Source organism: Gemmatimonadota bacterium, from assembly GCA_016713785.1.
GTDB lineage: Bacteria > Gemmatimonadota > Gemmatimonadetes > Gemmatimonadales > GWC2-71-9 > JADJOM01.
The window spans coordinates 590,521-614,845 of record JADJOM010000003.1 but is presented as its reverse complement, the minus strand read 5'-3'; the positions used below and the strand labels follow the sequence as shown (position 1 = coordinate 614,845).

Annotated in this window: 37 protein-coding genes; 33 read left to right on the top strand and 4 right to left on the bottom strand. The window is 73.2% G+C overall.

What is annotated here, in order from left to right:
• Positions 1–62 precede the first annotated feature (62 nt).
• Positions 63–635: an N-acetyltransferase gene (locus IPJ95_10660; protein MBK7924074.1), complete on the top strand. Its 573-nt coding sequence runs from the start codon at positions 63–65 to the stop codon at positions 633–635.
• A 120-nt stretch (positions 636–755) separates the two neighbouring features.
• Entirely contained in the window at positions 756–1,313 is a 558-nt protein-coding gene (locus tag IPJ95_10655) for a hypothetical protein (GenBank protein ID MBK7924073.1), read from the top strand.
• 19 nt (positions 1,314–1,332) lie between these two features.
• On the opposite strand, the gene IPJ95_10650 is transcribed toward IPJ95_10655, so the two are convergent.
• Positions 1,333–1,821 carry an SRPBCC family protein gene (locus tag IPJ95_10650; protein ID MBK7924072.1) on the bottom strand — a complete coding sequence of 163 codons (489 nt, stop codon included), beginning with the start codon at positions 1,819–1,821 and terminating at the stop codon, positions 1,333–1,335.
• Positions 1,818–2,156, bottom strand: coding sequence for a helix-turn-helix transcriptional regulator (locus IPJ95_10645; protein ID MBK7924071.1), 339 nt, complete (start codon positions 2,154–2,156; stop codon positions 1,818–1,820). Before IPJ95_10645 ends, IPJ95_10650 begins: the two co-directional genes overlap by 4 nt.
• A gap of 321 nt (positions 2,157–2,477) precedes the next feature.
• On the opposite strand from IPJ95_10645, the gene IPJ95_10640 reads away from it, so the two are divergent.
• From IPJ95_10640 to IPJ95_10615, 6 genes are all read left to right on the top strand, one after another.
• Positions 2,478–2,846: a DUF202 domain-containing protein gene (locus IPJ95_10640; GenBank protein MBK7924070.1), complete on the top strand. Its 369-nt coding sequence runs from the start codon at positions 2,478–2,480 to the stop codon at positions 2,844–2,846.
• 119 nt (positions 2,847–2,965) lie between these two features.
• Complete coding sequence (locus tag IPJ95_10635) at positions 2,966–3,328, top strand: DoxX family protein (protein MBK7924069.1); 363 nt, start codon at positions 2,966–2,968, stop codon at positions 3,326–3,328.
• A gap of 135 nt (positions 3,329–3,463) precedes the next feature.
• Complete coding sequence (locus IPJ95_10630) at positions 3,464–3,670, top strand: KOW motif-containing protein (protein MBK7924068.1); 207 nt, start codon at positions 3,464–3,466, stop codon at positions 3,668–3,670.
• A gap of 107 nt (positions 3,671–3,777) precedes the next feature.
• Positions 3,778–4,386: a hypothetical protein gene (locus IPJ95_10625; protein ID MBK7924067.1), complete on the top strand. Its 609-nt coding sequence runs from the start codon at positions 3,778–3,780 to the stop codon at positions 4,384–4,386.
• Between the two features lie 92 nt (positions 4,387–4,478).
• The gene (locus IPJ95_10620; GenBank protein MBK7924066.1) at positions 4,479–4,865 is read left to right on the top strand and encodes a VOC family protein; all 387 of its coding nucleotides are present in this window, start codon (positions 4,479–4,481) and stop codon (positions 4,863–4,865) included.
• 82 nt (positions 4,866–4,947) lie between these two features.
• The gene (locus IPJ95_10615) at positions 4,948–5,397 is read left to right on the top strand and encodes an SRPBCC family protein (protein MBK7924065.1); all 450 of its coding nucleotides are present in this window, start codon (positions 4,948–4,950) and stop codon (positions 5,395–5,397) included.
• 7 nt (positions 5,398–5,404) lie between these two features.
• Here the strand turns inward: IPJ95_10615 and IPJ95_10610 are convergent, their stop codons facing one another.
• Positions 5,405–5,776, bottom strand: coding sequence for a hypothetical protein (locus tag IPJ95_10610; GenBank protein MBK7924064.1), 372 nt, complete (start codon positions 5,774–5,776; stop codon positions 5,405–5,407).
• 144 nt (positions 5,777–5,920) lie between these two features.
• Here IPJ95_10610 and IPJ95_10605 point away from each other — a divergent pair, with 144 nt between their 5' ends.
• The 7 genes from IPJ95_10605 to IPJ95_10575 all read left to right on the top strand — a co-directional run bounded on the left by IPJ95_10605 (position 5,921) and on the right by IPJ95_10575 (position 11,587).
• Positions 5,921–8,023, top strand: coding sequence for an alpha-galactosidase (locus IPJ95_10605; GenBank protein MBK7924063.1), 2,103 nt, complete (start codon positions 5,921–5,923; stop codon positions 8,021–8,023).
• A gap of 144 nt (positions 8,024–8,167) precedes the next feature.
• Positions 8,168–8,542 carry a hypothetical protein gene (locus IPJ95_10600; protein ID MBK7924062.1) on the top strand — a complete coding sequence of 125 codons (375 nt, stop codon included), beginning with the start codon at positions 8,168–8,170 and terminating at the stop codon, positions 8,540–8,542.
• Between the two features lie 71 nt (positions 8,543–8,613).
• Positions 8,614–8,967 carry a sulfite exporter TauE/SafE family protein gene (locus IPJ95_10595; GenBank protein MBK7924061.1) on the top strand — a complete coding sequence of 118 codons (354 nt, stop codon included), beginning with the start codon at positions 8,614–8,616 and terminating at the stop codon, positions 8,965–8,967.
• Between the two features lie 245 nt (positions 8,968–9,212).
• A complete protein-coding gene (locus IPJ95_10590; GenBank protein MBK7924060.1) occupies positions 9,213–9,536 on the top strand; it encodes an antibiotic biosynthesis monooxygenase in 324 nt (107 codons plus the stop codon).
• Between the two features lie 38 nt (positions 9,537–9,574).
• Positions 9,575–9,997, top strand: coding sequence for a DUF2141 domain-containing protein (locus IPJ95_10585; GenBank protein ID MBK7924059.1), 423 nt, complete (start codon positions 9,575–9,577; stop codon positions 9,995–9,997).
• A 37-nt stretch (positions 9,998–10,034) separates the two neighbouring features.
• On the top strand, positions 10,035–11,039 hold the full coding sequence (locus tag IPJ95_10580) for a creatininase family protein (GenBank protein ID MBK7924058.1): 1,005 nt from the start codon (positions 10,035–10,037) through the stop codon (positions 11,037–11,039).
• Positions 11,036–11,587, top strand: coding sequence for a hypothetical protein (locus tag IPJ95_10575; protein ID MBK7924057.1), 552 nt, complete (start codon positions 11,036–11,038; stop codon positions 11,585–11,587). Before IPJ95_10580 ends, IPJ95_10575 begins: the two co-directional genes overlap by 4 nt.
• Positions 11,588–11,612: 25 nt before the next feature.
• On the opposite strand, the gene IPJ95_10570 is transcribed toward IPJ95_10575, so the two are convergent.
• Positions 11,613–12,701, bottom strand: a complete 1,089-nt coding sequence (locus tag IPJ95_10570) for a hypothetical protein (protein ID MBK7924056.1) — start codon at positions 12,699–12,701, stop codon at positions 11,613–11,615.
• Positions 12,702–12,911: 210 nt separating this feature from the next.
• Here IPJ95_10570 and IPJ95_10565 point away from each other — a divergent pair, with 210 nt between their 5' ends.
• From IPJ95_10565 to rlmJ, 18 genes are all read left to right on the top strand, one after another.
• Positions 12,912–13,361, top strand: a complete 450-nt coding sequence (locus tag IPJ95_10565) for a helix-turn-helix transcriptional regulator (protein MBK7924055.1) — start codon at positions 12,912–12,914, stop codon at positions 13,359–13,361.
• A gap of 158 nt (positions 13,362–13,519) precedes the next feature.
• The gene (locus IPJ95_10560) at positions 13,520–14,059 is read left to right on the top strand and encodes a DUF4199 domain-containing protein (protein MBK7924054.1); all 540 of its coding nucleotides are present in this window, start codon (positions 13,520–13,522) and stop codon (positions 14,057–14,059) included.
• A gap of 37 nt (positions 14,060–14,096) precedes the next feature.
• Entirely contained in the window at positions 14,097–14,780 is a 684-nt protein-coding gene (locus IPJ95_10555) for a hypothetical protein (protein ID MBK7924053.1), read from the top strand.
• 18 nt (positions 14,781–14,798) lie between these two features.
• Complete coding sequence (locus IPJ95_10550; protein ID MBK7924052.1) at positions 14,799–15,305, top strand: GNAT family N-acetyltransferase; 507 nt, start codon at positions 14,799–14,801, stop codon at positions 15,303–15,305.
• 40 nt (positions 15,306–15,345) lie between these two features.
• Positions 15,346–15,786 carry a hypothetical protein gene (locus IPJ95_10545; GenBank protein ID MBK7924051.1) on the top strand — a complete coding sequence of 147 codons (441 nt, stop codon included), beginning with the start codon at positions 15,346–15,348 and terminating at the stop codon, positions 15,784–15,786.
• Between the two features lie 102 nt (positions 15,787–15,888).
• A complete protein-coding gene (locus IPJ95_10540; protein ID MBK7924050.1) occupies positions 15,889–16,383 on the top strand; it encodes a signal peptidase II in 495 nt (164 codons plus the stop codon).
• A gap of 61 nt (positions 16,384–16,444) precedes the next feature.
• Positions 16,445–17,122 (top strand): hemolysin III family protein, encoded by a 678-nt coding sequence (locus IPJ95_10535; GenBank protein ID MBK7924049.1) that lies wholly within the window; start codon positions 16,445–16,447, stop codon positions 17,120–17,122.
• A 23-nt stretch (positions 17,123–17,145) separates the two neighbouring features.
• Positions 17,146–17,598 carry a TerB family tellurite resistance protein gene (locus tag IPJ95_10530; protein ID MBK7924048.1) on the top strand — a complete coding sequence of 151 codons (453 nt, stop codon included), beginning with the start codon at positions 17,146–17,148 and terminating at the stop codon, positions 17,596–17,598.
• Positions 17,595–18,005 (top strand): hypothetical protein, encoded by a 411-nt coding sequence (locus tag IPJ95_10525; GenBank protein MBK7924047.1) that lies wholly within the window; start codon positions 17,595–17,597, stop codon positions 18,003–18,005. The genes IPJ95_10530 and IPJ95_10525 overlap by 4 nt, the downstream gene beginning before the upstream one ends.
• Positions 18,006–18,013: 8 nt before the next feature.
• Positions 18,014–18,346, top strand: coding sequence for a hypothetical protein (locus IPJ95_10520; protein MBK7924046.1), 333 nt, complete (start codon positions 18,014–18,016; stop codon positions 18,344–18,346).
• A gap of 99 nt (positions 18,347–18,445) precedes the next feature.
• Positions 18,446–18,892 (top strand): hypothetical protein, encoded by a 447-nt coding sequence (locus IPJ95_10515; protein MBK7924045.1) that lies wholly within the window; start codon positions 18,446–18,448, stop codon positions 18,890–18,892.
• 36 nt (positions 18,893–18,928) lie between these two features.
• Positions 18,929–19,450: a hypothetical protein gene (locus IPJ95_10510; GenBank protein ID MBK7924044.1), complete on the top strand. Its 522-nt coding sequence runs from the start codon at positions 18,929–18,931 to the stop codon at positions 19,448–19,450.
• The gene (locus IPJ95_10505) at positions 19,429–19,608 is read left to right on the top strand and encodes a hypothetical protein (protein ID MBK7924043.1); all 180 of its coding nucleotides are present in this window, start codon (positions 19,429–19,431) and stop codon (positions 19,606–19,608) included. Before IPJ95_10510 ends, IPJ95_10505 begins: the two co-directional genes overlap by 22 nt.
• Before the next feature lie 101 nt (positions 19,609–19,709).
• Entirely contained in the window at positions 19,710–20,123 is a 414-nt protein-coding gene (locus IPJ95_10500; GenBank protein MBK7924042.1) for a hypothetical protein, read from the top strand.
• Positions 20,124–20,331: 208 nt separating this feature from the next.
• A complete protein-coding gene (locus IPJ95_10495; protein ID MBK7924041.1) occupies positions 20,332–21,009 on the top strand; it encodes a DUF305 domain-containing protein in 678 nt (225 codons plus the stop codon).
• A gap of 50 nt (positions 21,010–21,059) precedes the next feature.
• Entirely contained in the window at positions 21,060–23,057 is a 1,998-nt protein-coding gene (locus IPJ95_10490; protein MBK7924040.1) for a hypothetical protein, read from the top strand.
• 203 nt (positions 23,058–23,260) lie between these two features.
• Complete coding sequence (locus IPJ95_10485) at positions 23,261–23,746, top strand: hypothetical protein (protein ID MBK7924039.1); 486 nt, start codon at positions 23,261–23,263, stop codon at positions 23,744–23,746.
• A gap of 22 nt (positions 23,747–23,768) precedes the next feature.
• Positions 23,769–24,284, top strand: a complete 516-nt coding sequence (gene rlmJ / locus IPJ95_10480) for a 23S rRNA (adenine(2030)-N(6))-methyltransferase RlmJ (protein MBK7924038.1) — start codon at positions 23,769–23,771, stop codon at positions 24,282–24,284.
• Positions 24,285–24,325 lie beyond the last annotated feature (41 nt).

Here is a 24,325-nt window from a genome sequence, read left to right as displayed (position 1 = left end):
CTCGATGACCCCCTGGCGCGGCGGCCGTGACGACCGGCGCGGGGGGCCGAGTGACGCCGCGGCTGGTGATCCGCCTTGCGACGCCTGGGGACGGTGCCGACCTGGCCCGGATCTACCGCCCCGCGGTGGAGGAGCATCCGACGTCGTTCGAGGCCAGCGCGCCGGACGGCGCGGAGATGGGGCGGCGGGTGGAGGCGCTGCTGCCGCGGTTCCCATGGCTCGTCGGGGTGGAGGGCGAGGCCCTCCTCGGCTACGCGTACGCCAGCGCGCACCGCGAACGGGCGGCGTACGGGTGGTCGGTCGAGGTCTCCGCGTACGTCGATGCGCGGGCGCATCGGCGCGGGGTGGCCCGTACACTGTACACCAGCCTCCTCGGCGTCCTCCGGCTGCAGGGGTTCCAGAATGCCTACGCCGGGATCGCCCTGCCGAACCCGGCGAGCATCGGTTTCCATGAGGCCATGGGATTCCGGGAGGTCGGTACCTACCACCGCGTGGGGTTCAAGCATGGGCAGTGGCGGGACGTCCGCTGGTTCGAACGGGCCATCGGCGCATACCCCGCCCCGCCCGATCCGCCGCGGCCCCTGGCCTCGGTACTGGCCGAGCCAGCATTTTCCGCCGCCCTGGCCGCCGGCTGATCCGCCCGACAGCCTTCGCCTTCGATGCCGCCCCTGCCCGGTGGGGCAAGCAGGCTCCCGCCCACAGCCCGCCGGGCGCCGGGCGCCGCGGCGACCACCAACCCTCGACCAAGTGAACCCATGCCCCGCGCCATTCCCTGCCTGGCCCTGACCCTGCTGCTGGTCCCGTCGCTCGCGTCGGCCCAGGCCGCGCCCGCGCGCCCCGCGGACAGCAGCCTCGCCGTGACGAGCGCCGAGCTCGAGCATGCGATCACCCTGGCCGACACCGCCCCGGTGGCCGATACCCGGGTGCGGTTCGTGCCCATCGGCGGCTACAACGTGGCGGTCTCGATGGTGCGGCGCTCCCAGGTGGACGGCCGCACCCCGCCCGACGCCATCGTGCACGACGCCATCACCGAGGTGTACGAGATCCGGGAGGGACGCGGGATCCTGGTGGTGGGCGGGACGCTGGTGGACGCCCGCCCGTTCCCGCCGGAGAGCCCGGTGGTGCTCGGGCTCATCGGGCCGAGCGCCCGGGGCACCGCCATCCGCGGGGGGATCCGGCGGGAGGTCGGGCCCGGGGACATCGTGGTGATCCCGCCGCACACGCCGCACGGCTTCGCGGAGCTGCTCACGCCACGGATCACCTATGTCATCGTGCGGGTCGACGGCGACCGGGTGCTGCGGCCGGCACCGTGACCCTGAGCCCCACCCGGGACTAGCGCAGCGTGAGGGCGTGGGCCACGAACTGGTCCACGGCGATCTCGCTCCCCTCGTAGAAGCCCGACGCCTTGTTGGTCGCGAGGTCGGCTTCATTCCGGTGCAGCGCGGTGAAGACGTAGCGGGTGCCGCTGCCCTCCGGTGCCAGGGTCATGATGGCGGTGATCGGGATGTCGTCGAAGACCGCCGGGCGATAGCCCGGGAACAGCATCGACGTCCAGACCAGGCGCTCCATCGGGACCACCTCCAGGACGCAGCCCACGTTGGGCGCGTCCGGGCCATCGCCGACGGCGATGTCGATGCGGACGATGCCGCCCGGCCGCAGGTCGAGCTCGGCGCGCGCCACCCGCCCCCAGGCCCGGGGCATGTACCACTCCTTGAGGTGCTCGGGCAGGGTCAGTGCGGCCCAGACGAGCCGCGGGGGGGCGTCGATGAACCGCTCGATGGCGAAGTCCAGCTTCGGATTGAACTGGGACTGCGTGGTCATGGGGCCGCTTCCTTGTCCTTGAGTTGTTTGACGTAGGCGTCGAACCGGTCGAGCCGCGCCTCCCACTCCCGCCGGCGCGCCGCCAGCCAGCCTTCAACCACCGCGAATCGCTCGGGGACGAGTTCGTAGGTGCGCACCCGCCCGCGCTTGGCGGATCGCACCAGCCGGCTGCGTTCCAGCACCCCGAGGTGCTGCACGAACGAGGGGAGCTGCATGTCGAAGCGATCCGCCAGCTCGCTGACGGTGGCGGGTCCGGCCGAGAGCCGCTCCAGCACCCGGCGCCGGGTGGGATTGGCCAGGGCGTGAAAGACCTGATCGGTGGCGACCTGCGCCATGTGGTGCCCCTTCCCGATGCGCGGGTGATCCATCGTGCTCCTCCGAGTCTAGCACAGACTGATACTTTTGTAAATACCTAAGTATTCGAGACACCGGAGGCCGTCCGCGCGGCCTGCGACCCGCACCGCGGGCAGGGCCGGGGATTGCCGCAGGCTCCGATGGTCGAGAGATTGGAGGCAGGGTCGGCCTCCCAGAGTCCGACTCACGCGGACGTTCCCAGCCTGGGGCGGCGGCTGAACATGCACGATGCTCCTGGCAGGACCGTGCATCGGTCCCCGGGTTTTCCAGGCCGCGTCGCGGCGCCCACCCTGACACTGCCCATGACCAACTCCCCGGACCCCCGCGTCTATTTCGCCGCCGAGCGGACGCTGCTCGCGTGGCTGCGGACTGGCCTGACGATCATGGGCTTCGGTTTCGTCGTCGCGCGATTCGGGCTGTTCCTGCGACTGGTGAGCCTCCAGCACCTGCCGGGAGAGGTGGCCGGCCACGGCGTCTCACCGGTCCTTGGGGCTGCCCTGGTCATGCTCGGGGCCTTGGCCACTGCCTATGGAGGGGTCGCGTTCTCCCGGCACTCCAGGCGACTCCCCCCCCACGACCTTCCCACGACTGGCGCGGCGGTGATTCCCCTGCTGCTGACGGCCGCGCTTGTTGTGGCAGGTCTGGTCCTGGTCTGGGTGCTGCTCCGCTGACCCCGGCCCATCCGTGACCCCGCGGGCCAGGCAGCACCCCGCCCGGACGCCGTGCTCGCGTCGTTGAGCAATCCCCGCGTCAGGCTGACGCGCACACCAAGGGGGGCAGGTTGCATATCGTGTTGTGGATCCTGCAGGGCGTCGGCGCGCTGCTGTACGGCGCGTCCGGCGTGATGAAGGTGTTCCTGTTCGACAAGGTGAGCGGGGACGTCCCCTCCTTCGGCGCGTTGCCGCGGCAGGCGTGGACGGCCCTGGGCATGCTCGAGCTGGCCTGCGTGCTGGGGCTCATCCTGCCGGCCGCGTTCCGCTGGCGCCCGGGCCTCACGGTGGTGGCCGCGGGGGTGCTGGCGCTGGAGAGCCTGGTGTTCATCTGGGTGCACGTGCGGTATCGCGAGGTGGGGTCCATCGTCATGAGCGCGGCGCTGGGCCTGCTCATGGCGTTCCTCGCGTACGGGCGGCTGGTGCTCAAGCCGATCGCCTGAGCGGCCGCCTCCGGTCAGCCGCCCGCCACTCCCCGAACCCCGTCGCCGGAGGGCAGGATGGCTGCCCTGGCGCGGAATGCCCAGCCCGGCGGGAAAACGACACCCCTGGACCCGATGACGACAAGGAGCATCCCCATGCAGGCTGCAGCCCAGGCTCGGATCAAGGACGGAGACCGCTGCCAGGTGGTCGGCGGCACCCATGCCGGCAAGTCCGGCACGGTGCGCGACATCCACACGAGCAAGACTGGCGCCGTCACCATCACCGTCGTGCAGGACAGCGGCGTGCGGTTCAAGACCCTGGCGAAGAACGTCACCGTGGAGCGCCCCGGGACGGCCCGGTAGGCCGGGCTCCCCGCCGCTGTCCCCTGCCATGGACGGTGCCGCCGCCGCGGCAGACGCCGGGCGGCCGCGGCCTCCTCGCTCCCCGACTCCTCTCACCCGAGGCGCACGTGTCCCTGACGGATGACGAACTGCGCGACATCCTCGCCCGCGCCGAGGAGCTGGACAGCGTGGCACGGCGGGGGGCCGAGCGGACGGCGGATGTCGCCGCGCTGATCGGGGCGGCGGAGGAGGTCGGGCTGTCGCGGCGGGCGGTGGAGCGCGCGCTGGCCGAGCGCCTTGACCTGCCCCTCGCCCCGCCCACCGTCGGCAGCCTGGCGTGGGCCCGCTCCATCGACGGCCGCTGCTATGTTGCCGAGGTGCTGGCGACGACCCCGGAGAGCACGCAGGTGCGGTTCCTGCGCGGCGGGGAGCATGCCATCCCGACGGAGGGGGTGCGCCCGTGCGGGTTCCTTCCAGGGGAGCGCGTGAGCTGTGACTGGCCGATGTGGGGCCCCTGGACCGGGACCGTCGTGGCCTACACCCCCGAGCGGCAGCGCATCAAGTTGAGCGACGGCTGGGGTTCCACCAGGACCTTCCGCCTCTCGGAGGTATGGCTGGCCCCGGCGGCCGCGGCGCCGGAGCGGGAGCGCCGGCGGGCCTCGATGGTGCTCCTGGGGATCGGCGGCGCGGTGGGCGCGCTGCTGGGGTCGCTGCTCACGGCGCTCCTGCTGCGCTAGGGGCACCAACGCCGCCACCCTGCCCTGGCGGACACACCGATGGATTCGCCTGCGATCGACGCAGGCACGGCCTTTCCACACTCGAGGATGGCATGCGACGCGTCACCGGCATCGGCGGCATCTTCTTCAAGGCCAAGGATGCCCCCGCGCTCCAGGCCTGGTACAAGCGGCACCTGGGCATCGATGTCCAGGCGTGGGGGGGCGCGGCCTTCCCGTGGACCGACGCCGCGGGCAGCCCGGTGGCCGGGACGACGGCCTGGTCGATCGGCCCGCAGGCGGGGAACCAGTTTGCGCCGAGCGCGGCGGCGTTCATGGTCAACTACCGCGTGGACGACCTTCGTGCCCTCGTCGCGGCGTTGCAGGAGGAGGGGTGCCAGCTGGTGGGCGCGATGGAGGAGTCCGAGTACGGCGCCTTTGCCTGGGTGATGGACCCCGAGGGGAACAAGGTGGAGCTCTGGCAACCGCCCGCCGGCCAGTGAGGTCCGGCGCCGCGGTGACGCGCTCCGACTTCATCTCAGTCACACGGCGCCCCCGCGGCGCCCCGCTTCCGGAGCCACCCTCATGACTCCCGGCACCATCCAGCTGCATCGCGTGCTCCGCACCACGCCCGAGAAGGTCTACCGGGCCTTCCTCGAACCCGACGCCCTGGCGCGGTGGCTGCCGCCGCACGGCTTCCTGTGCCAGGTGCACCAGCTGGAGGCGCGCGTGGGCGGCAGCCACCGGGCGTCGTTCATCAACTTCGGCACGGGCGCCGGGCATTCGTTCGGCGGGACGTACCTGGAGCTGGTGCCGGCGCAGCGCCTCGTCTACACCGACCGCTTCGACGCGCCCGGGCCGCCGGGCGAGATGACGGTCACGGTCACGCTCCGGCCGGTCCTCTGCGGCACCGACGTGTCGATCACCCAGGCCGGGATCCCGGCGGCGATCCCGGTCGAGATGTGCTACCTGGGGTGGCAGGAGTCACTGGGGCAGCTGGCCCACCTGGTGGAGCCCGACATCAAGGACGGCTGAGGCGGGCTCAGGGCCGGGGCACCGGCGGTGGCGCGCCGGGCCCGACATCGAGGATCGACGGGGCCGGGGGTGCGAGCCAGCGGGTCTTGATCTGCCAGTAGCCGGCGCCGGTCAGCACGCCTGACGCGATGATGATCCCGAGCACCAGGGCGAGTTGTGCACGGGACTTGGGCCGGGCCTGGAAGGCGTCGAGCACCGGCGGGCCGCCCAGCAGGAAGGCCAGGCCGGTCACGATCGCGAGCGGGATGAACACCAGCGCCTTGATTCGCACCGGCCCCATCACGCCGACGGCGCCATCGCGGAGCGGGAGATAGACGAACAGCAGCGCGGCGAGGAGGCCGCAGGCGATGAGGCCGAGGCCGGCGAGTCGGGTCTTCACGGTGGCGCACCTGGCGCGGGGTGAGGGGAGGAGGTGTACGGTGCGGGATACCTTACCGGTCGCCGGGGACGTTGGGAAGCCGGCACGTCCCGGGGCCACGGTCCGGACGCGCCGCCGCGGCGGGGACCCACAGGAGACCGACTGATGCCGATGTTCCGCCTGCCCGTCGCCTTCACGGTGCTGGCCCTCACCCGGGGGGCGGCGCTCGCCGCCCAGGCCGTCGCGGAGCCGCCGGCCGCGCCCGCCACCCTCACCGCCCACGACAGCGTCGTCACGCTGCTCTACCGGTCCGACACCCTCTTCCACGGCTTCGTCACGGCCAGCGGAGCACCGCCGGACTTCGTGCAGCTCCTCGACAGCACGGCGGGCCGCGTCACCCAGGTCCTCAAGTGGACGGCGCGATCGGGCCGGCTCGAAGTGCGCGGGACGGTGGGCGGCTCGGCGGAGGCGTTCGCGGCGGAGGCAGAGCCGCGTGAGGATGGGCTCCGGGTGGTGCGGCACGCCGTGGGACCGGCGGTCAACCGGCTCAATCGCGCGGTGTACGACCGGCGCGCGGACTGGGTGCTGTCGGTGGACGTCCCGGCGGGGGTGGAGGTGACGCCGGCTGCCGGAACGGGCGACGGGAGCGCCTTCACCCTCGTGGCGGCGGGCGGCGAGGTGGCGCTCCGCTTCCGGCCGCGGTTCTACCAGCGGCACCGCGGGCTCACCGCGTACCGGCCCTGGGAGTACCGGCCCTGGACGGGATCGGTGGCGGGCTGGACCTCCTGGTATGCCTACTTCGACCGGGTGACCGCGCGGGACATCGCCGCGACCGCCGAGGTGCTCGGCCGACGGCTTCGGGCCTATGGGTACCAGTACCTGCAGGTGGACGACGGGTACCAGCAGCTGCCGATCGGGCGACCGGAGCACTGGCTCGAGCCGAACGCGAAGTTCCCGGGCGGGTTGCCCGCGCTGCAGCAGGCGATCCGGGCCCAGGGGCTCACCCCGGGGCTGTGGACCAACGTCGCGTTCCACGACCGGGAGGCCGCGCAGGCGCATCCCGGGTGGTTCATTCCCGACGCCACGGGGGCGCCGGCCTGGGGGAACTGGGTGGGCTACGTGATGGACGGCAGTGCGGCGGGCGCGATGGATACGCTGGTGACCCCGGTCTACCGGGCCCTGCGGGGGATGGGCTGGGGCTACGTCAAGCTCGACGCGCTCCGTCACCTCCGGTACGAGGGCTACAACAGCCACGCCGCGACGCTGGCGGCGCGGGGGCTCGACCGGGCCGCGGTGTTCCGCGGGGTCGTGGAGCGGGTCCGCGTGGCGCTGGGCGACGACGTCTACCTGCTGGCCTGCTGGGGGATCCGTCCGGAGCTGATCGGCCTGGTGGACGGGATGCGGGTGGGCGACGATGGCTTCGGGTACGGCTCGTTCGCGCAGTACAACTCCTTCAACAACGTGGTCTGGCGCAACGACCCGGACCACATCGAGCTGCGGCAGCCGGACGGGTATCGGGCGGCGACGCTGACGACCCTCACCGGCTCGGTGCTGATGCTGACGGACCGGCCCGCGGTGTACGAAACCGGACGGGTGGAGGCGGCGCGCCGGACGGCCCCGGTGCTGTTCACCAGGCCCGGGCAGGTGTACGACGTGGATCCCTCGCGCTCCGCGCGGCTGGCGCTGGCGGATGTCGAGGTGAGCGGCTCGGGCCCGCGGGCGTTCGACGCCGACCAGCGGGAGGTCGTGTCCCTCTACCAGCTGGACGTGGCGCGGCCCTTCGAACAATGGACGGTGCTGGCGCGCACCCGGGACGACGGGGCCGGCGTGCCGCTCGCGGAGCTCGGGCTCCCGGCCGGGAGGGCGTACCATGCCTTCGAGTTCTGGACGCGGAGCTACCGCGGGGTGGTGCGCGACACCCTGGCCGCGGGTCCCATCGCCGCACCGTACGGGGTGCAGGTCTTCTGCCTGCGGGCGGGGGTGGCGCATCCGCAGCTGCTGGCCACGAACCGCCACGTGACCTGCGGTGGCCCCGACCTGGCGCACGTCGAATGGGCCGACCCATCGCTCCGCGGGGAGAGCGACCTCGTCGCCGACGACCCGTACGAGATGTACCTGACCGAGCCGGCCGGCTTCCGGTACGCGGGGGTGACGGCCACGGGCGCGCGGGCCGGCAGCCGGCTCCGCGCCGATGGGGTGCGGGTCGTGCGCCTCACCAGCCCGGCCGGCGGGCGGGTATCGTGGGCCGTGCGGTATGCCCGGCGCTGAGCGACCAGGGGCACCCCTGGCGTCCGTGGCTGCCCACGGGGCCCCCTGCCCTGGCGGCGGCGCCGGCGCTATGCATTCCGGGTGATCGTCGGCGGTGCCGCCAGCTGCGGCGGGACCGCACTTCCCCCTGCCCGGGGTTCCTCCATGACCCGCCCCCGTCATCCGCTCCCCCCGTATCTCGGTCACCCGCAGCCGTGGACCGTGGCCGGCCACATGGGGCTGCGGGCCCTGAGCCTGCTGCCGCTGCTGGTGATCACGCTGCTGCTCGGCATGGCGCTCTATCACTGGCAGGAGGGGCTGGGCTGGGCCGATGCGTTCCTCAACGCGGCGATGCTCATGGGCGGGATGGGCCCCGTGGACCGGGTCAGCACCACGCCGGGCAAGTGGCTGATCGGCAGCTACGCGCTGTTCGCGGGCCTGGTGTTCATCGTGATGGCGGGCATCATGCTGGGCCCGGTGGTCCACGCGGTGCTGCACCGGTTCCACCTGGAGTCGGGCCAGGGCAGCGACCCATCCTGAACGCGGCGGACGCCACAGGCCGCGCCCCCTCGGACCGGCACCCCGATTTCACCCCTCACGGAGCGGTTCCCATGCAATTCCTCGCCATCGGCGGCATCGCCGGCATCCTCTCGGGACTCTTCGGCATCGGGGGCGGGGTGGTGATCGTCCCCGCCCTGCTGCTCATTGCACGGATGAAGCCGGAGACCGCCACCGGCACCTCGCTGGCCGCCCTGCTGCTCCCCGTCGGGGCGCTCGGCGCCTATCGATACTACCGCAGCGGCTTCCTCGACCTTCCGGTGGCGCTCAAGCTGGCGGCGGGGCTCTTCGTGGGCGCGTGGGTGGGCGCGCACCTGGCGCTCAAGCTCTCCCCCCGGGACCTGCAGCGCGCCTTCGCCGTTTTCCTCGTGTTCGTGGCGGGCCACCTCTGGATGTCGGCGCCATGACGCGCGCCCGCCCCGCCACGCGCTGAACCGGGCCAACGGCCACCGCGGGGCGGTGCGCGATCCTCGCGCCGGAAGCCCGGATCGGCGAGGAGATCAAGTGGATCGCGCCGGCCTTCTCCGCCCAGCTGCGCCACCTGCGATAGCCGGCGCGGGGCGTGCGCGTCCCGGCTGGCGCCCGGGGGCCGGCCCGCGCAGCTTTCGCGACGGTCGCCGGCCGATTCCCCCTCGCCGCAGGAGTTCCTCGCATGCCCGCCCCAGGCACCCTGGTCCACATCGCCTATCGTGCCCTGCCGGGGCAGGCGGAGACGGCGCACCGCGAGCTGTCGGCGCTGATCGCCACCGTCGTGGCCACGGAGCCGGACTGCACCGGCATCCAGCTCTACCGGGAGGCCGCCGACCCCACCCGCATCCTCCTGCTGGAGCAGTGGTCGAGCCAGGCGGCGTACACCGGCCCGCACATGCAGACCCCGCACCTGCGGGCGTTCATCGCGCGCGCGCCGCAGTTTCTCGCCGGCCCGCCCGAGATCAGCTTCTGGGACGGCCTCGACGACTTCCGGCGGCCGGCCTGACGGCCCGAGGGTGTGGCTGGCGCCTTGCCGGGGCGCTCATGCTGATCCTGGCCACGGGTGGCCCGCTCCGGGCGCAGGCACCCGGGATCGCCACGCTCACGGTCACGGTCACCGGGGTACGGGCCGAGCTGGGGGGCGAGCTCGTCGTCGCGCTGTACGACCGGGCATCGGCGTGGCTGTCGCCCGACTCGGCCCGGGCGGTGCAGCGGCTGGTGCCGGCGGGGGATTCGGCGGTAGCAGTGTTCGCCGGGCTGCCGTTCGACTCCAGCCTGGCGATCGCCGTGATCCACGACCGGAACGGCAACGGCCGGATGGACATGCGCTGGTTTCCCTTCCCCAAGCCGAAGGAGGGCGCGGGGGTGTCGCGGAACCACCAGCGCATGGGGAAACCGCGGTACGCGGAGGCGGAATTCACGCTGTACAACGCGGAAGAGGCGCAGCGGATCGCGCTGCGCTACTAGCCACACCCTTCACCGCCCGGGGAGTTCACCGATGCGCATGGCCACCCTGTGCCTCGCCACCGTGCTGGGACTCGCCGCCGGCGGGTCGCGGCCGGCACTGGCCCAGGTCCTCCGGGTCGGCGACCTCACCACCCGGCAGATCGCCGCGCTGGATCGCTCCCGGACCGTGGTGCTGCTGCAGGGCGGCATGCTGGAGGAGCACGGCCCCTACCTGCCCGCCTTCACCGACGGGATCCTCAGCGACCGGCTCAGCGACGCCCTCGCGGCCGGCATCACCCGCGCGCTGCCGGGGTGGACGGTGCTGCGGTTCCCGGTGATCTCGGCAGGAAGCAGCGGGTCGAACGAGATCGGCGGGCGGTTCAGCTTTCCCGGGACTTACGCGGTGCGGCCCTCGGTGCTGCGCGCGATGTTCATGGACCTCGCCACCGAACTCGGCGAACAGGGCTTCCGGTGGATCCTGGTGGTGCACGTGCACGGCTCCCCGCTCCACATCGAGGCCCTCGACGACGCCGGCGACTACTTCCGCGAGAGCACCGGCGGGACGATGGTCAACCTCTGGGGCCTGCTGCCGGTGCTTGCCGGCTGGGGGAGCGTGCTCGGCACCCTGCCGGACTCGGTGCGATCGGAGGACGGCGTCTCGCTCCACGCGGGGCTCGACGAGCACAGCATGATGCTCTACCTCGATTCGACGCGCGTGGCGCCGGACTTCCGCCAGGCCCCGACCGTGGCGGGCGGGAGCTACGACTCGGCCTTTGCCGTGGCGCGCCGGCCGGGGTGGCCGGGCTACCTCGGCGCCCCGCGGCTGGCCTCCGCCGCCACCGGCGAGGCGATCTGGAACGGCTTCGCGGGCGCCACGGTGCGGACCGCGGTGGAGATCCTGCGCGGCAAGGACCCCGCCGGCTACCCGCGGTACATGAGCTACCTGCGGAAGAGCCCGCTGTATCTGGGGTGGATCGCCGCGGCGGAGCGCCGGGACAGCACCCTCGCCGCGGGGCAGCGCACGTGGCTCGAACGCCGATCGGCGGCCCGGGCCGCGCCGTGACCGCGATCCGCGGGATCTACTGGGACGCGCCCGATCCCGCGCTGGCGGGACTGCCGGCGCTGCCGGGGGCGCAGGGCGTGGCGCTCTGGCCCACCCCGATCGACGCGGACAGCTGCTTCGCGGACGCGGGCTTCGAGGAGTTCGAGGACTCGGATGCCGAGTGGGATGCGGCGTTCGAGGCGCTGGGGGCGCTGCTGGTGGCGACGGTCGCCGTGGCGGCGGGCCCGGCGGAGCCGCTCCCGCCGCCCCCGCCCGAGCGGTCCTGGTTCGGGCTCCGCCGCGTGGCGCGGCCGGCGCCCACCGCGCTCGAGGCACTGCTGGAGGCAACCCACGACGACAACCGGGGCCGGGTGACCGTCTGCTTCGGCAGCCCCCGCCGCGCGGCGCTCTCCACCGCCGATGGCCATCCCATCTGGTGGCTGCACGTGCTGCCCGCGGTGGACGGGTTGCCCGACGCGGTGCGCGCGGCCTGCGCCGCGCGTTACCCGGTGGCGCGGCGGCCGCTGCCGTGGGGCACGCTCAGCCCGTTCGGGCCGCGGCGCGGGTGACGCGCGCCCGCACGGGGCCGCCCGCTCAGATCACCGCGACGAACATCTTCCGGACCTGCCAGTAGTAGACCGCGCTCGCGTGGCTGTCCATGTCGTCCTGTTCGCTCCCGATGTAGACCTCGGAGCCGACCATGACCTGGACCCGCTCCCCGGCGTCGAGGGTCTCCTCGGTCACGCCCTCGACCTGGAACAGCATGGAGTTGTCGATGTCGGTCACGGTGCGGCTCACGTCGTCGCCATCGGAGTCGAGGCTGGTCGCGAGCATGGTGGTGGGAAGGTGGATCACGTCGCGCCCGCGGATGACGTCGATGAAGAGCCGCACCTGCAGGCCGAGCTTCCCGTAGGAGAAGCCGAAGCGGTCGCGGAGGGAGAGCACGGCCTTGTTGTAGTAGTTGCGGACGTTCGCGTTGACCTGCAGCCGGCCGGTGCGCGGGAGGGTGACGTTGCCGCCACAGGAGGCGAGGCTCGTGGCGGTGTCCGGCCGGGTGGTCAGCCCGAAGGCCCCGATGATCGCCGGGGTGCTCTCATCGCGGTCGAAGACGAAGTTGTTGACGAGGTTGCCGGCCGCCGGGCCGGCGAAGGAGGTGTCCGCGGTGACGCGCCCCCGGGGGTCGAGCATCTGGACATCGAACAGCGGAAAGGGGGGCACGAACTCCAGGGCGCCCGGCGGCGGCGCATGGGGGCGCTCTCCCCAGGCGACATCCAGCCTCGGCCCCGCCGCCCCGGAGAGGGCGTGACTGTCCAGCTGGAGCTGCACCTTCCGGTAGCCCCTGGTGAGCGCCAGCCACTTGCGATAGCCGGGCAGGGCGCGGGCCGCCTGCCGGTGGAACTTCCGGCGCGCGGCGTCCTTGAGGGCCTCGAGGCGGGTGGCGTCGCCGCCCGCCTTGAGGCTGGCCTGCCGCCACTCGAGCTTCACCGCGTGGGCGATGGCGGCGGCGCGCTTGAGGTCCGCGGCGGGGATCAGCTTGCGACAGGCCTGGTGGTATTCGCGGGTGAGCCGACGCAGGGGACGGTCGGCGGCTTCCTGCCGCGCGAGGCGGTGGGCGCGGAGCGGGTTGCCACGAAGCGTGCTGCCGGTCCGGGAGCGCCGGTCCTTCAAGGGAATGGTCGACATGGTCCGAGGGGGTCGGGGTGGGGAGGGGTCAGCGCGAGGCAGCGCCTGCCGGTCCCAACATGGGGCGCGCACCGACCCACGGCAAGCAGTCGGCATCCACCCCGCGCGGGACGCGGGCGGTGGGCTGGTCCATGGTGGCCCGAGGCCGGGGACGCGGGCCCGGGGTGTCCCCCCGTTTCGCCGGGGTGGGAGCCACCGATAGAATTGGGCATGCGCAAGCACGTGCTTCTGTACGGCATCCTGTGCGGGGTGCTGATCGCGGCGCTCCGGGCCATCGAGTACCGCTGGCTGGTCGTGGATCACTCGATCGAGATCTACGGCGGCCTGGTCGCCGCCGTGTTCGCGGGGCTCGGCATCTGGCTCGGGCTGCGGCTCACCCGGCCCGGCCCGGAACGGGTGGTGGTGCGGGAGGTCGTGGTCGAGGCGCCCGCCACCTTTGTCCGGGACGAGCGGACGCTCGAGGCCCTGGGCCTGACCCCGCGGGAACTCGAGGTGCTGGAGCTCATCGCGGCGGGACTCAGCAACCGGGAGATCGCCGACCGGGTGCACGTGAGCGAGAACACCGTGAAGACCCACCTGAGCCGGGTGTTCGACAAGCTGGGGGCCCGGCGCCGGACCCAGGCGGTGCAGCTGGGGAAGGACCTCCGGCTCATCCCCTGAGCTCCCCGCCGGAGGAGACCGCGGCGGGCCCGGGGCGCCCGCGGCCTCCCACTTTCGCATGATTTTCCGGCCCGAACGCGCAAAATCACCCCTTCGGGTGATGCGCCCACCGGGGCCGGAGGCTAGACTCGGCCGTCCTCAACCCCCTTGGAGTCTGCATGCGGAAGATCGTACTGACCTTCGGGCTGATCGCGGGCGGCGTGCTGTCGGCGATGCTGCTCATCACCCTCCCGTTCCAGGAACAGATCGGGTTCGACAAGGGCGCCATCATCGGTTACACCACGATGGTGCTCGCCTTCCTGATGGTGTATTTCGGCGTCCGGTCGTATCGTGACACCGTCCTCGGCGGGCGGATCTCCTTCGGCAAGGCGTGTGTGGCCGGGCTGCTCATCACCCTGGTGGCGACCGCCTGCTACGTGGCCACCTGGGAGGTCATCTACTTCGGGACCGAGAATGACTTCGCCGACCAGTACGCGGCCCACAGCCTGGAGAAGGCGCGGGCCGGCGGCGCCACCGAGGCCCAGCTGGCGGCCCAGGCGGCGGAGATGGCCAAGTTCAATGCGCTGTACCAGAACCCGCTGGTGAACATCGCGGTGACGTTCCTGGAACCGCTGCCGGTGGGGCTGCTGTTCACCCTCCTCTCGGCCGGGCTGCTCAGCCGCAAGCCGCGACTGCAGGGCATTCCGGTCACGACGTAGCCGGCCGTACCCTCTCGCGGGAGTCCCGATGGTCCGCATGGTTCGATGGCTGGCCGGGCTGGCGCTGCTGGGCCACCCGCTGGCGGCGCAGTCGTCGGGGGCGCTGCTGGTGCCGCTCCTCCCCGCCACGACGGTGGAGGCCGAGCTGCTCCAGGAATGGGCCCCACCACGGCTGCAGGAGCTCGCCGGCCGGATCCAGGAGGCGGCGCGTGCCGACCCCGAGTGGTTCCGGCGTCACGTGGAGGCGTCGACGCCCGGCGAGCCCCTGCCCTACGATGCGCGCCTCGGGGTCACCGCGGAGGAGTACCGGGAGTTCCAGGCGCTCTCCACCACCCTGGAGTTCCGTCCCGCCTTGACGGTGCCGCTGACCCTCGCGCGGACGCCCACGGGGTGGCGCATGCCGGACGACTTTGCGCCGCCGAGCCTGCGCGGGCTCGAGATCGACACCGTCGCCGACGTGATCCGGACGAGCTACGGCGTCCTGGCCACCCGGAGCCTGGTCGAGGCCTCCGACTACCAGCGTGCCACGGGGCGCTGGTCGGGGCCGCAGTGGAAGCTGGAGACGCTGGATCCGGGGACGCTGACCGGCGTGGTGGCCACCTTCGCGGTGGGGCGGCTGGAGGCGACGGGCCACACCCTGCTGTATTACAACGCCCAGGAAGCGCGGGAGGGCGCGGTGGTGCGGCAGGCGATGGTGTTCCTCCGCCTCCCGGCGCGCTGAGCCCACGCATGCCCCGCCCTGCGCGTCCCGCACCGGCCTGACGTGCAGATCGTCGCCTTCCGCCCCGAGCTGGCGCCGGCGTTCGCGGCCCTCAACCTCGAGTGGATCGAGCGGCTGTTCGCGCTCGAGCCCGCCGACCTCGCGGTGCTGCGCGACCCCGCGGCGGCGATCCTCGCGCCCGGCGGCGCCATCTTCTTTGCGCTCGACGGCGAGGCCGCGGTGGGCACGGTCGCGGCCATCGCCGCGTCGCCGGGGCATTTCGAGCTCGCCAAGATGGCCGTGACACCGGTGTACCAGGGGCGCGGGCTCGGCGAGGCGCTGGGCCGCACCGTGCTGCACTGGGCGGGGGAGCAGGGCGCGGAGACTGTCTTCCTGTTGACCAACAGCCGGCTCACCGGCGCCATCCGGCTGTACGAGCGGCTGGGGTTCGAGCACCGGCCGCTGCCCAGTCACACCGAGTACGCCCGCGCCGACGTGTACATGGAGCGGGCCCTCCCGGCGCCCCACGCCGGCGGCGCCGCCTGACCGAACGGCGCGCCGACGATCCCCCATCGGAGCACACCCCATGGCCACCCAGGCGCAGGTGCGACGCATCGCGATGGCACTCCCGGGGACGGAGGAGATCCCGGGACGCTTCGGGTTTGCGGTCCGGGACCGGGACAAGCTCAAGGGCTACGCGTGGGTCTGGCTGGAGCGGGTGCACCCGAAGCAGGCGCGGGTGCCCCAGCCGAAAGTCCTCGCCATCCGGGTGGCCAGCCTTGACGACAAGGAGTTCCTGCTCGGCCTCGACCCCGGGAGATTCTTCACCGAGCCGCACTACAACGGCTACCCGGCGGTGCTGGTGCGGCTGCCCGCCGTGACGGTGGGGGAGCTCCGGCCCCTGCTCCTCGAGGCATGGCGCTGTCAGGCGCCGAAGGCGCTGCGGGCCACCGTGGAGGGGGTGGCCCCGGCCAGGGCGAGCCGCACCCCCGCGCGGCCCCGGCGCCGGGGGACGCGTGGCGGCTGAGCGCCGGGCGCGGCGGCCGCGCGCGATGGCCGCAGGTCCCCCGCCTTTCTATTGTTCCTGCGTGCGCCGCTGTCCCTGCTCCCACCCCTGCCCAGGCCCGCCATGCCACGGCTCTCCAAGGCCCTCCGTTTCTGGCCCGTCGTCGGGGCCGTCCTGCTGACCGACTGCGCCACCAAGGCGGTCGCGGTGCGCGAGCTCTCCCCGGCGCACGTGCCGCACCCGGTGGCGGGGGAGCTGCTCCGCTTCACCCTGGCCTACAACACCGGCGGGGCCATGAGCCTGAGCCTCGGCCCGCTGACGCGGCCGCTGCTCACGGTGGTGGCGCTGGTGGCGCTCGGGGCGCTGTTCACCTGGTACCGGCGGCTGGCTCCGGACGCCACCGGCAAGCTGCTGGCGCTCGCGCTGCTGTGGGCCGGGGCGGCCGGCAACCTGTGGGACCGGGTGCGCAGCCCGCGCGGCGTGGTGGACTTCATCGACGTGGGGCTGGGCGGCTGGCGCTTCTGGATCTTCAACGTGGCCGACGTGGCCATCACTGTCGGCGCGGTGCTGCTGGCCGTGCTGCTTGCCCGCGAGGAACGGCCCCGGCCGGCGGGCTGACGGGGCGCCCGCCGCGCCGGCCGCGGGAGTATCTTTCATGCGTCCCCGTAGCCGAGCCTGCATGACCGGTACCGCCGATCGTCCCGCCGTCCTGCCACGCCGCCCGCAAACCCGCCGGGAGGAGCTGGCGAATGCCCTGACCCACGGCTCCGGCCTGGCCGCGAGCCTGGTGGGGCTTCCGGTCCTGGTATGGGCGGCGAGCCGGCGCGGCGGGCCGCGGGAGCTGGTGGCCTGCGCCGTGTTCGCGGCCACCCTGGTGCTCCTCTACGCCGCCTCGACCCTGTATCACGCGCTCCCCGCCTCGCGGGCCAAGCGCATCCTCCGGGTGGTGGACCACACCGCCATCTACCTGCTCATCGCCGGCAGCTACACCCCGTTCACGCTCGGCGTGCTGCGGGGGGCGTGGGGGTGGACGCTGTTCGGGGTGGTGTGGGGGCTCGCCGTGGTCGGCATCCTGCACAAGACGCTGCTCGGGTTCCGCTTTCCCCGGCTCTCCACGCTCATGTACCTGGGCATGGGGTGGCTCGCGGTGGTGGCGGCCGGGCCGCTGGCGCGCGCGCTGCCGGCGGGCGGGCTCGCGTGGCTGGTGGCGGGCGGGCTGTGCTACACCATCGGCGTGCTCTGGTACGTGCGCGACCACCTGCCCTACCGCCACGCGCTGTGGCACCTGCTGGTGCTGGCGGGAAGCGCCTGCCACTACACCGCGGTGTACCGGTACGCCACGGGCCCGCTGCGCTGATCCACCCCCCTCACGGATCCCCGATGCTCGACGCCATCCGCAACCTGGTCACCCGCAAGGTCCTGCCCCCCGCCACCGGCCCGCGCGGCGGGGAGAGCGTGCAGCTGGCGGCCTGTGCCCTGCTGCTCGAGCTGGCGCACGCCGATGGCGAGTTCAGCGCGCCCGAGCGGGCGCACATCGAGGGCTCGCTGGCACGCCACTTCGGGCTCGACGCCGCGGGGGCCGCCGAGCTGCTGACCCTGGCCGAGGCGGCGCGCAGCGCGTCGGTGGACCACTTCCAGTTCACCCGGGTGATCGCCGCGCAGTACGACCTGGGGCAGAAGATGGTGCTGGCGGAGGTGATGTGGGGGGTGATCCTGGCCGACGGCCAGCTCGCGGAGCACGAGGCCTACCTGGTGCGGAAGATCGCCAACCTGCTGGAGCTCGAGCCCGGCTACCTGGCGCAGGCGCGCCGGGCCGCCGCCCCGCCGACATGACCCGCGACCGGCGGATGGGCCTGCTCTGCCTGGCGGCCGGCCTCGCCTGCGGCTCGTCCACCGAGCCCGAGGAGGGGACCTACCGCCTGCACTCGCTGCGCCACACGCCGGTCCCGTACGTGGACACCCTGGGATGCTGCACCTACACCGGGGGCCGGCTCGCGCTGGACGCGCAGGACTACGACCTCCGGCTCTACTTCCAGAACAACACCAATGCCCTGGTGGACACCGCGTTCGAGCGCGGGACGTACACGGCCCGCGGGGACAGCCTCGCCTTCACCCCGCTGCAGGGCAACTACCCGTTGAGCCTCTCCGGCGCGGTCCGCCAGCGCGACACCCTCCGCCTGGCCCTCGGCGGCGATGGCCCCGGCGCGTCCGACCAGTTTCCCGCCGTGTTCATCCGGTAGCGCGGGTCATGCGGCTCATCCTGCGGTTGCTGGCCCCCGCCGGCACCGCCGCCGAGGCGGCGGCGCGGCTCGGAGAGGAGCTCCTGCCGGCGGGGTTCCGGATGGCCGCTCCCCCGGAGCCCTACTGGAAGATGCCGGCGTGGTACGAGCACACCTGGCACCTGGACCCCGCGACGGAGGCCGACTTCGACCAGCTGCTGGCACGGACACCGCTCGGCTGGCACCACGTGGTCCGTGACGGCGAGTGCGACGCGGTGTGGGTAGCCGAGCCGGGCGCGGCGTTCCTGATTCCGGAGGCCACCTGGGCCCAGGTGCTGCTGGTGCATCCTCCCGCACCGTGATGCCCCGGCCCACCCCGCGCCGAGTGATGGCCCGAGGCGGGGCCCGTCGCTAGCTTGGCCGCAGGTGTCCGCGCCACCCACCCTTCGCCTTCACCCGCCATGCTCATCGACGTCTCCGAGTCGGACCTCACCCTGCTGGCGAACGTCCTGAACGAGGCGCTGCAGGACGCGGCGATCCCCGACCCGGTGTTCGCGGAGCGGATGGGGGAGAGCCGCCCGGCGGGGGCCGCGCTGCTGGCGCGCCTGGCGGCCTTTCGCTCCGCCCTGACGCTGAGCCACACCGGCGCGGGTCAGGAGGAGTGGCTGGTGGATGTCGGCAACCAGCCGCCCACGGAGGACCAGGTCACGGCCCTGGCGGCCAGCGCCATCGGGCCCGCGAACGCGGACCTGCGCGGCGCACTGCGACACTACGGCCTGCTGCGCGCGCTCGGACCGGGGTGGGTGGCCGCCATGGCGCCGACCTCCGGCGACCAGGCCGCGGTCCCCGGCTGGGCCGTGCAGCAGATGCAGCTGTTCCTGGGCAGCGGCCAGCCGCCCAGGCCATGAGGGTGGCGGATCCGCCCCCTCCATACTGGAGCGAGCATGCGACATCCGGTCCTCCCGCTGGTGTGCCTGATGCCCCTGGCCACGGGGTGCGCGAGCGTGAGCGTGACCACCACCGTGCTGCCGCCGCACCGGCTGGAGCGGCCGGTCTGCGCGTCCGCGGTCCTGGTGGCCGACCGGCCGGAGGATGTCCCGGCGGGCGGGCGCCTGCTGGCCCGGCTGCGGGTGAGCGGCGGCGACTTCTCCACCACCAGCGACAAGCTGCGGCGACGGCTCCAGGAGGAGGCAGGCAAGCTCGGCGCCAACCGGGTGCTGGCAGTGGCGGTGACCACGCCGGGGACCCTGGCGGCGCTGGGGATGACCGCGGCCACGGCGTTCCGGCCGGCCCCGGGGAGCCCGGATGCCCGGAACGACCAGGCCACGAACCCCAATCAGGCCACGAGTTCGTCGGCGCCGGTGCCGACCGACCCGAACTACTATGGCCGCGGACTGGCGTACGCCATCTTCGTCCCGGACGACACCCTTCGCACCAATCTCGAGTGCCCGCCGGGGGCGCGCTGACCAGGCTCGCGGGGCTCATCGGCGCCACGGTGGGTGGGTCGGTCGGGTGGTGGCTGGGCGCGCGGCAGGGCGTGATGACCGGCTTCGTGCTGGGCGTCGTCGGCACCGCGGTGTGCGGCTACTGGGCCCGGCGCTGGGCCGACAGCGCGCTGCGCTAGGAGCGCGCAGCCACCTCCGGGAATTGCGATCGGCGGGGACGGATTGGCCCGGCGGGCGCGCCCTGCCTAGCTTGCGTCAAACCAACCTCCCATTCATTCCCATGCCGATCACCCAGACCATCGACCACGCCCGGCGCCGGACCACGACCCTTGTGACGGGGCCCGTGCACCTGTCCGACGTCGAGGCCCACTGGCGGGCCGAGGTGGCGGAGCGGGGCGAGGGCTACCCGGAGCTGGTCGATGCCCGGGAGGCGACCCTGGCCTTCGGCACGGCGGAGGTGCGCCGGATGGTGCACCTGATCCGCAGCACCCATACCGAGAGCGCCCTGGGCCCGACGGCGGTGGTGGTGCGGACCGAGGTCGGCTATGGCATGGTGCGGATGTTCGGCCTGATGCTCGAGCCCGAGTGCGAGATCGTGCCGTTCCGCGACCTGGCGGCGGCGGAGGCCTGGCTTGCGGCGTTCGAGACCCGGGGTGATACGACCTCGCGGGAGCCCGAGGTGGGGATCGCCTGAACGCCCTCGCCGGGGCCGGGCAGCGGGAGTAGGTTTGGGTCCGCGTGGCCCAGGCGGGCGGGTGTCCGGGCTCCGGGCACCCGCCCATTCTGCAACGAACCTCCACCATCACACGTACATGAAGCGTCCGACCGGCAGCCCTGCCCCCTCTCCACCCTCGACCGCACCGGCCCCTGGGCCGGGCCATGTGCCCCGGAGACCCGACCCGATGTCCACCCGCCCGCGCCCGGTGACCGCCCTGCTGCTGCTCGCGCTTGGGTGCGCGACGCCCGCGCCGGCCCCGGGGCCCACGCCCGCCCCGGCGCCGCGGATCGTCGGCGCGTCCCCGGCGGCGCTGGCCCAGGCCGACAGCGTCCGGCGCTCCTTCACCGCGGCGGACGTGGCGTTCATGACCGGGATGATCGGGCACCATGCGCAGGCGATCACGATGTCGCACTGGGCCCCGACCCATGGGGCGAGCCCGGCCCTGCTCCGGCTGACGGAGCGGATCATCAACGCGCAGCAGGACGAGATCGCGACGATGCAGACCTGGCTCCGCGACCGCCAGCTGCCGGTGCCGGACCCGATGGTGGGTCACGACATGGCCATGATGGGGCACGCGCATGACGGCATGCCGATGATGCCGGGCATGCTCACGCCGGCGCAGATGGCGGAGCTCGAGGCGGCGCGCGGGCCGGCCTTCGACCAGCTCTTCCTCCGCTACATGATCCAGCACCACCGGGGCGCGCTCACGATGGTGGAGACCCTGTTCGGGTCCCAGGGGGCGGGCCAGGAGGACCTGATCTTCAAGCTGGCCTCCGACGTGCACACCGACCAGGTCACCGAGATCGCGCGGATGGAGCGGATGCTGGCCGAGCTGGCCAGCGCCGCCCCGCCCGCTCCATGAGCAGTCGTTCGCAGGAAATGCCCGTCCACCACCCCTCACCGGATCGTCTCATGCGCAACGTTCCGCCCCCAGCCCGCGCGGCCCTGGCCGCGCTCGGGCTGGTCGTCCTCTCCGCCTGTGCCTCCTCCACCGCCGGGCCCGCGGGCGCCGGGCCCGCGCCGCGGGCCATGATGGGCCCGCCGTCGCCGGATCCCCGGGTCGGCCTGCGGGCCGGCCTGTTTGACGCCCAGCAGGCCGCCTGGAACCTGCGGCTGGTGTCGACCACGCCCTCGCCGGGGCCGTTCGCCGGGGTCACCAACTCCGACCTGGCGTTCAGCGGCAAGTACGCCATCCAGGGCAACTACAACGGCTACCAGGTGTGGGACATCAGCAACCCCGCCAAGCCCACGCTGGCGGTGGGGTACCTCTGCCCCGCGTCGCAGAGCGACGTGTCGGTCTACAAGCACCTGCTGTTCGTCTCGGGCGAGGGCCTCTCCGGCCGGCTCGACTGCGGCACCCAGGGCGTGGCCGACACGGTGAGCAAGGACCGCCTGCGCGGACTGCGGATCTTCGACATCACCGACATCGCCAACCCGAAGAACGTCGGCAACGTCCAGACCTGCCGCGGCTCCCACACCCACTCGGTGCTGGCGGACCCGAAGGACCCGGACAACGTCTACGTCTACATCTCCGGCTCCGCCGGGGTGCGCTCGCCGAGCGAGCTGCCCGGCTGCTCCCGGGAGATGCCGGAGGACGACCCGAACAGCGCGCTGTTCCGGATCGAGGTCATCAAGGTGCCGGTGGCGCACCCGGAGCAGGCGGCGATCGTCTCCTCGCCCCGGATCTTCAACGACCTGGCGCCGCCGCCGCAGCATGGCGAGGCGCCGGCGGACGCGGCGGCGCGTGCCGCGGCGCTGGAGCAGGCGCGGGCCCGCGGGGCGTTCATCGTCAAGTTCGGCGAGCAGGAGATGGCGCTCCCGGACGGCTTCGCGAAGAACATGCTGGACAGCGTGGTGAAGGCGCGGAACGGCACCGGCGCGGCCACGGGCGCGGACAGCGCGGCCCTGCGGGCGGCGCTCCCCGACATGATCGCCCGCATGACCGGCGGCCCGGCGCGGGGCCCGCGGCGGCGCACCGGCCCCACCCAGTGCCATGACATCACGCTGTACCCGGCCATCGGGCTGGCGGGGGGCGCCTGCGAGGGCTACGGGCTGCTGCTCGACATCAGCAACCCGACCGCCCCGACCCGCCTCGCGGCGGTGGCCGACTCGAACTTCTCCTACTGGCACTCGGCGACGTTCAACAACGATGGCACCAAGATGCTGTTCTCCGACGAGTGGGGCGGCGGCGGGCAGCCCAAGTGCCGCGCCACCGACAAGCAGGAGTGGGGCGCCGACGCGATCTTCCTGCGCCAGGGGAACCAGCTGGTGTTCCAGAGCTACTACAAGCTGCCGGCGGCCCAGACGGTCCATGAGAACTGCGTGGCCCACAACGGTTCGCTCATCCCGATCCCGGGCCGCGACGTGATGGTGCAGTCGTGGTACCAGGGCGGCATCTCGGTGTTCGACTGGACCGACGCGGCGCACCCGATCGAGATCGCCTTCCACGACCGTGGGCCGGTGGACTCGACCCGCATGGGCAACGGCGGCTCCTGGTCGGTGTACTGGTACAACGGCGTGATGGTGAGCAGCGAGATCTCGCGCGGGCTCGACATCTTCGAGCTGACGCCGAGCGCGTACCTGACCCAGAACGAGATCGACGCCGCCAGGACGGTGCACCTGGACTACCTCAATACCCAGGGGCAGCCCAAGTTCGCCTGGCCGGCGAGCTTCGCGCTGGCCCGGGCCTACCTGGACCAGCTGGAACGGTCCAAGGGGCTGGCGCCGGAGAAGATCGCGGCGGCCCGCTCCACCCTGACGGCCGGGGAAGGCGTCACCGGCGAGGCGCGGCACACCGTCCTGCGGGGGCTGTTCCAGAGCCTCCGGGCCGATGCCGCCACCGCGGCGGATGGCGCCAAGGTGCAGCTGGCCGCCGACGCGGTGCACGGCCTGGCGATGGCGACCCACTAGTCGACACCGCTGGCGGGTCCGGGCCGCAGGGGCGCCATCGGCGCTCCTGCGGCCCGTCCCGTTCCGGGACACCCCCGTCACCCCGGAGGCCTTACCGCCGGGGGGGCCCGGGTTACTTTCTAGGACGCGACCGCCGCCGGATACCCGACCCCGAACCTGCACCGACCACCCCTCCCCCTCCGCACCGCCTCATGGGCCTCCGCATGCGCCTGTACCCGGCTCCCGACCCCGACCTGGGGGCGTTCTCCATCGCGCCGCAGACGCTCAAGGCGTGGCTGCGGTATGCGCGGAGCCGGCCGGAGGTGACGCTGCGGGAGTCGTGGCGGGAACTCGATGCCATCCTCGGGGCGACGGACCCGGCGCCCTCGGCCTCGCCGCTCACGCCGCGGGGGGCCACCTGGAACTTTCCCGGGGCGTCGGAGCGGGGGGCATTCGCGCTGTCGTCCAAGGCAACGGCGCAGCTGCGGGAGGCCATCGACCGGGTGAGCCGCACCCAGGTCGAGGCGCAGATCCGGCGCCGGTGGATGGTGGAGGCCATGAACGCCGGCGCCGCCTCCGAGCGCGACGCCGCCGAGCTCACCGCCGCCGCCGATGAGCTGCTGCAGTACCTCCGGCTGCTGCGGGAGACCTGCGCCTTCGCCGAGACCAAGGGCTACGGCCTGCTGATGGAGCTGAGCGAGGACCCGTGAGCGGCGGCGCGCCGGAGCCGGCATGAGGATCGTGGGCGGCGCACTGGCGGGCCGGGAATTGACCGCGCCCAACGACTTCCGGGTGCGCCCCACGGCGGAACCGGTCCGCGACACCCTGCTCAGCGCGCTGGCGGCCGACCTGCCGGGCGCACGGGTGCTCGACCTCTTCGCCGGTACCGGGGCGCTCGGCCTCGAGGCGCTGTCGCGCGGGGCCGACCGGGCCGACTTCGTGGAGTTCCGTCCCGCGAGCCTGCACGCCCTCAAGGCGAACATCGTGGCGCTGCGGCTCACGGACCGGACCCGGGTGTTCAAGCGGGACGCGGTGCCCTTCGCGGCGGCGCTGGCGGCCGACAGCTACGACATCACCTTCGCCGACCCGCCCTACGAATCGCGGGTGCTGGACCGGATCGTGGAGGCCTGGCGCGCCCAGCGCTACAGCCGGGTCCTGGCGGTGGAGCACGCGAAGGGCCACCGCCTTCCCCCGGGCGCGTTCCGGCGGACGTTCACCGACAGCGCGGTCACGGTCTATCGTCGCTGAGCGATGGCCTTCACCGCCGCGCACAAGACCGCCGGCCGTGA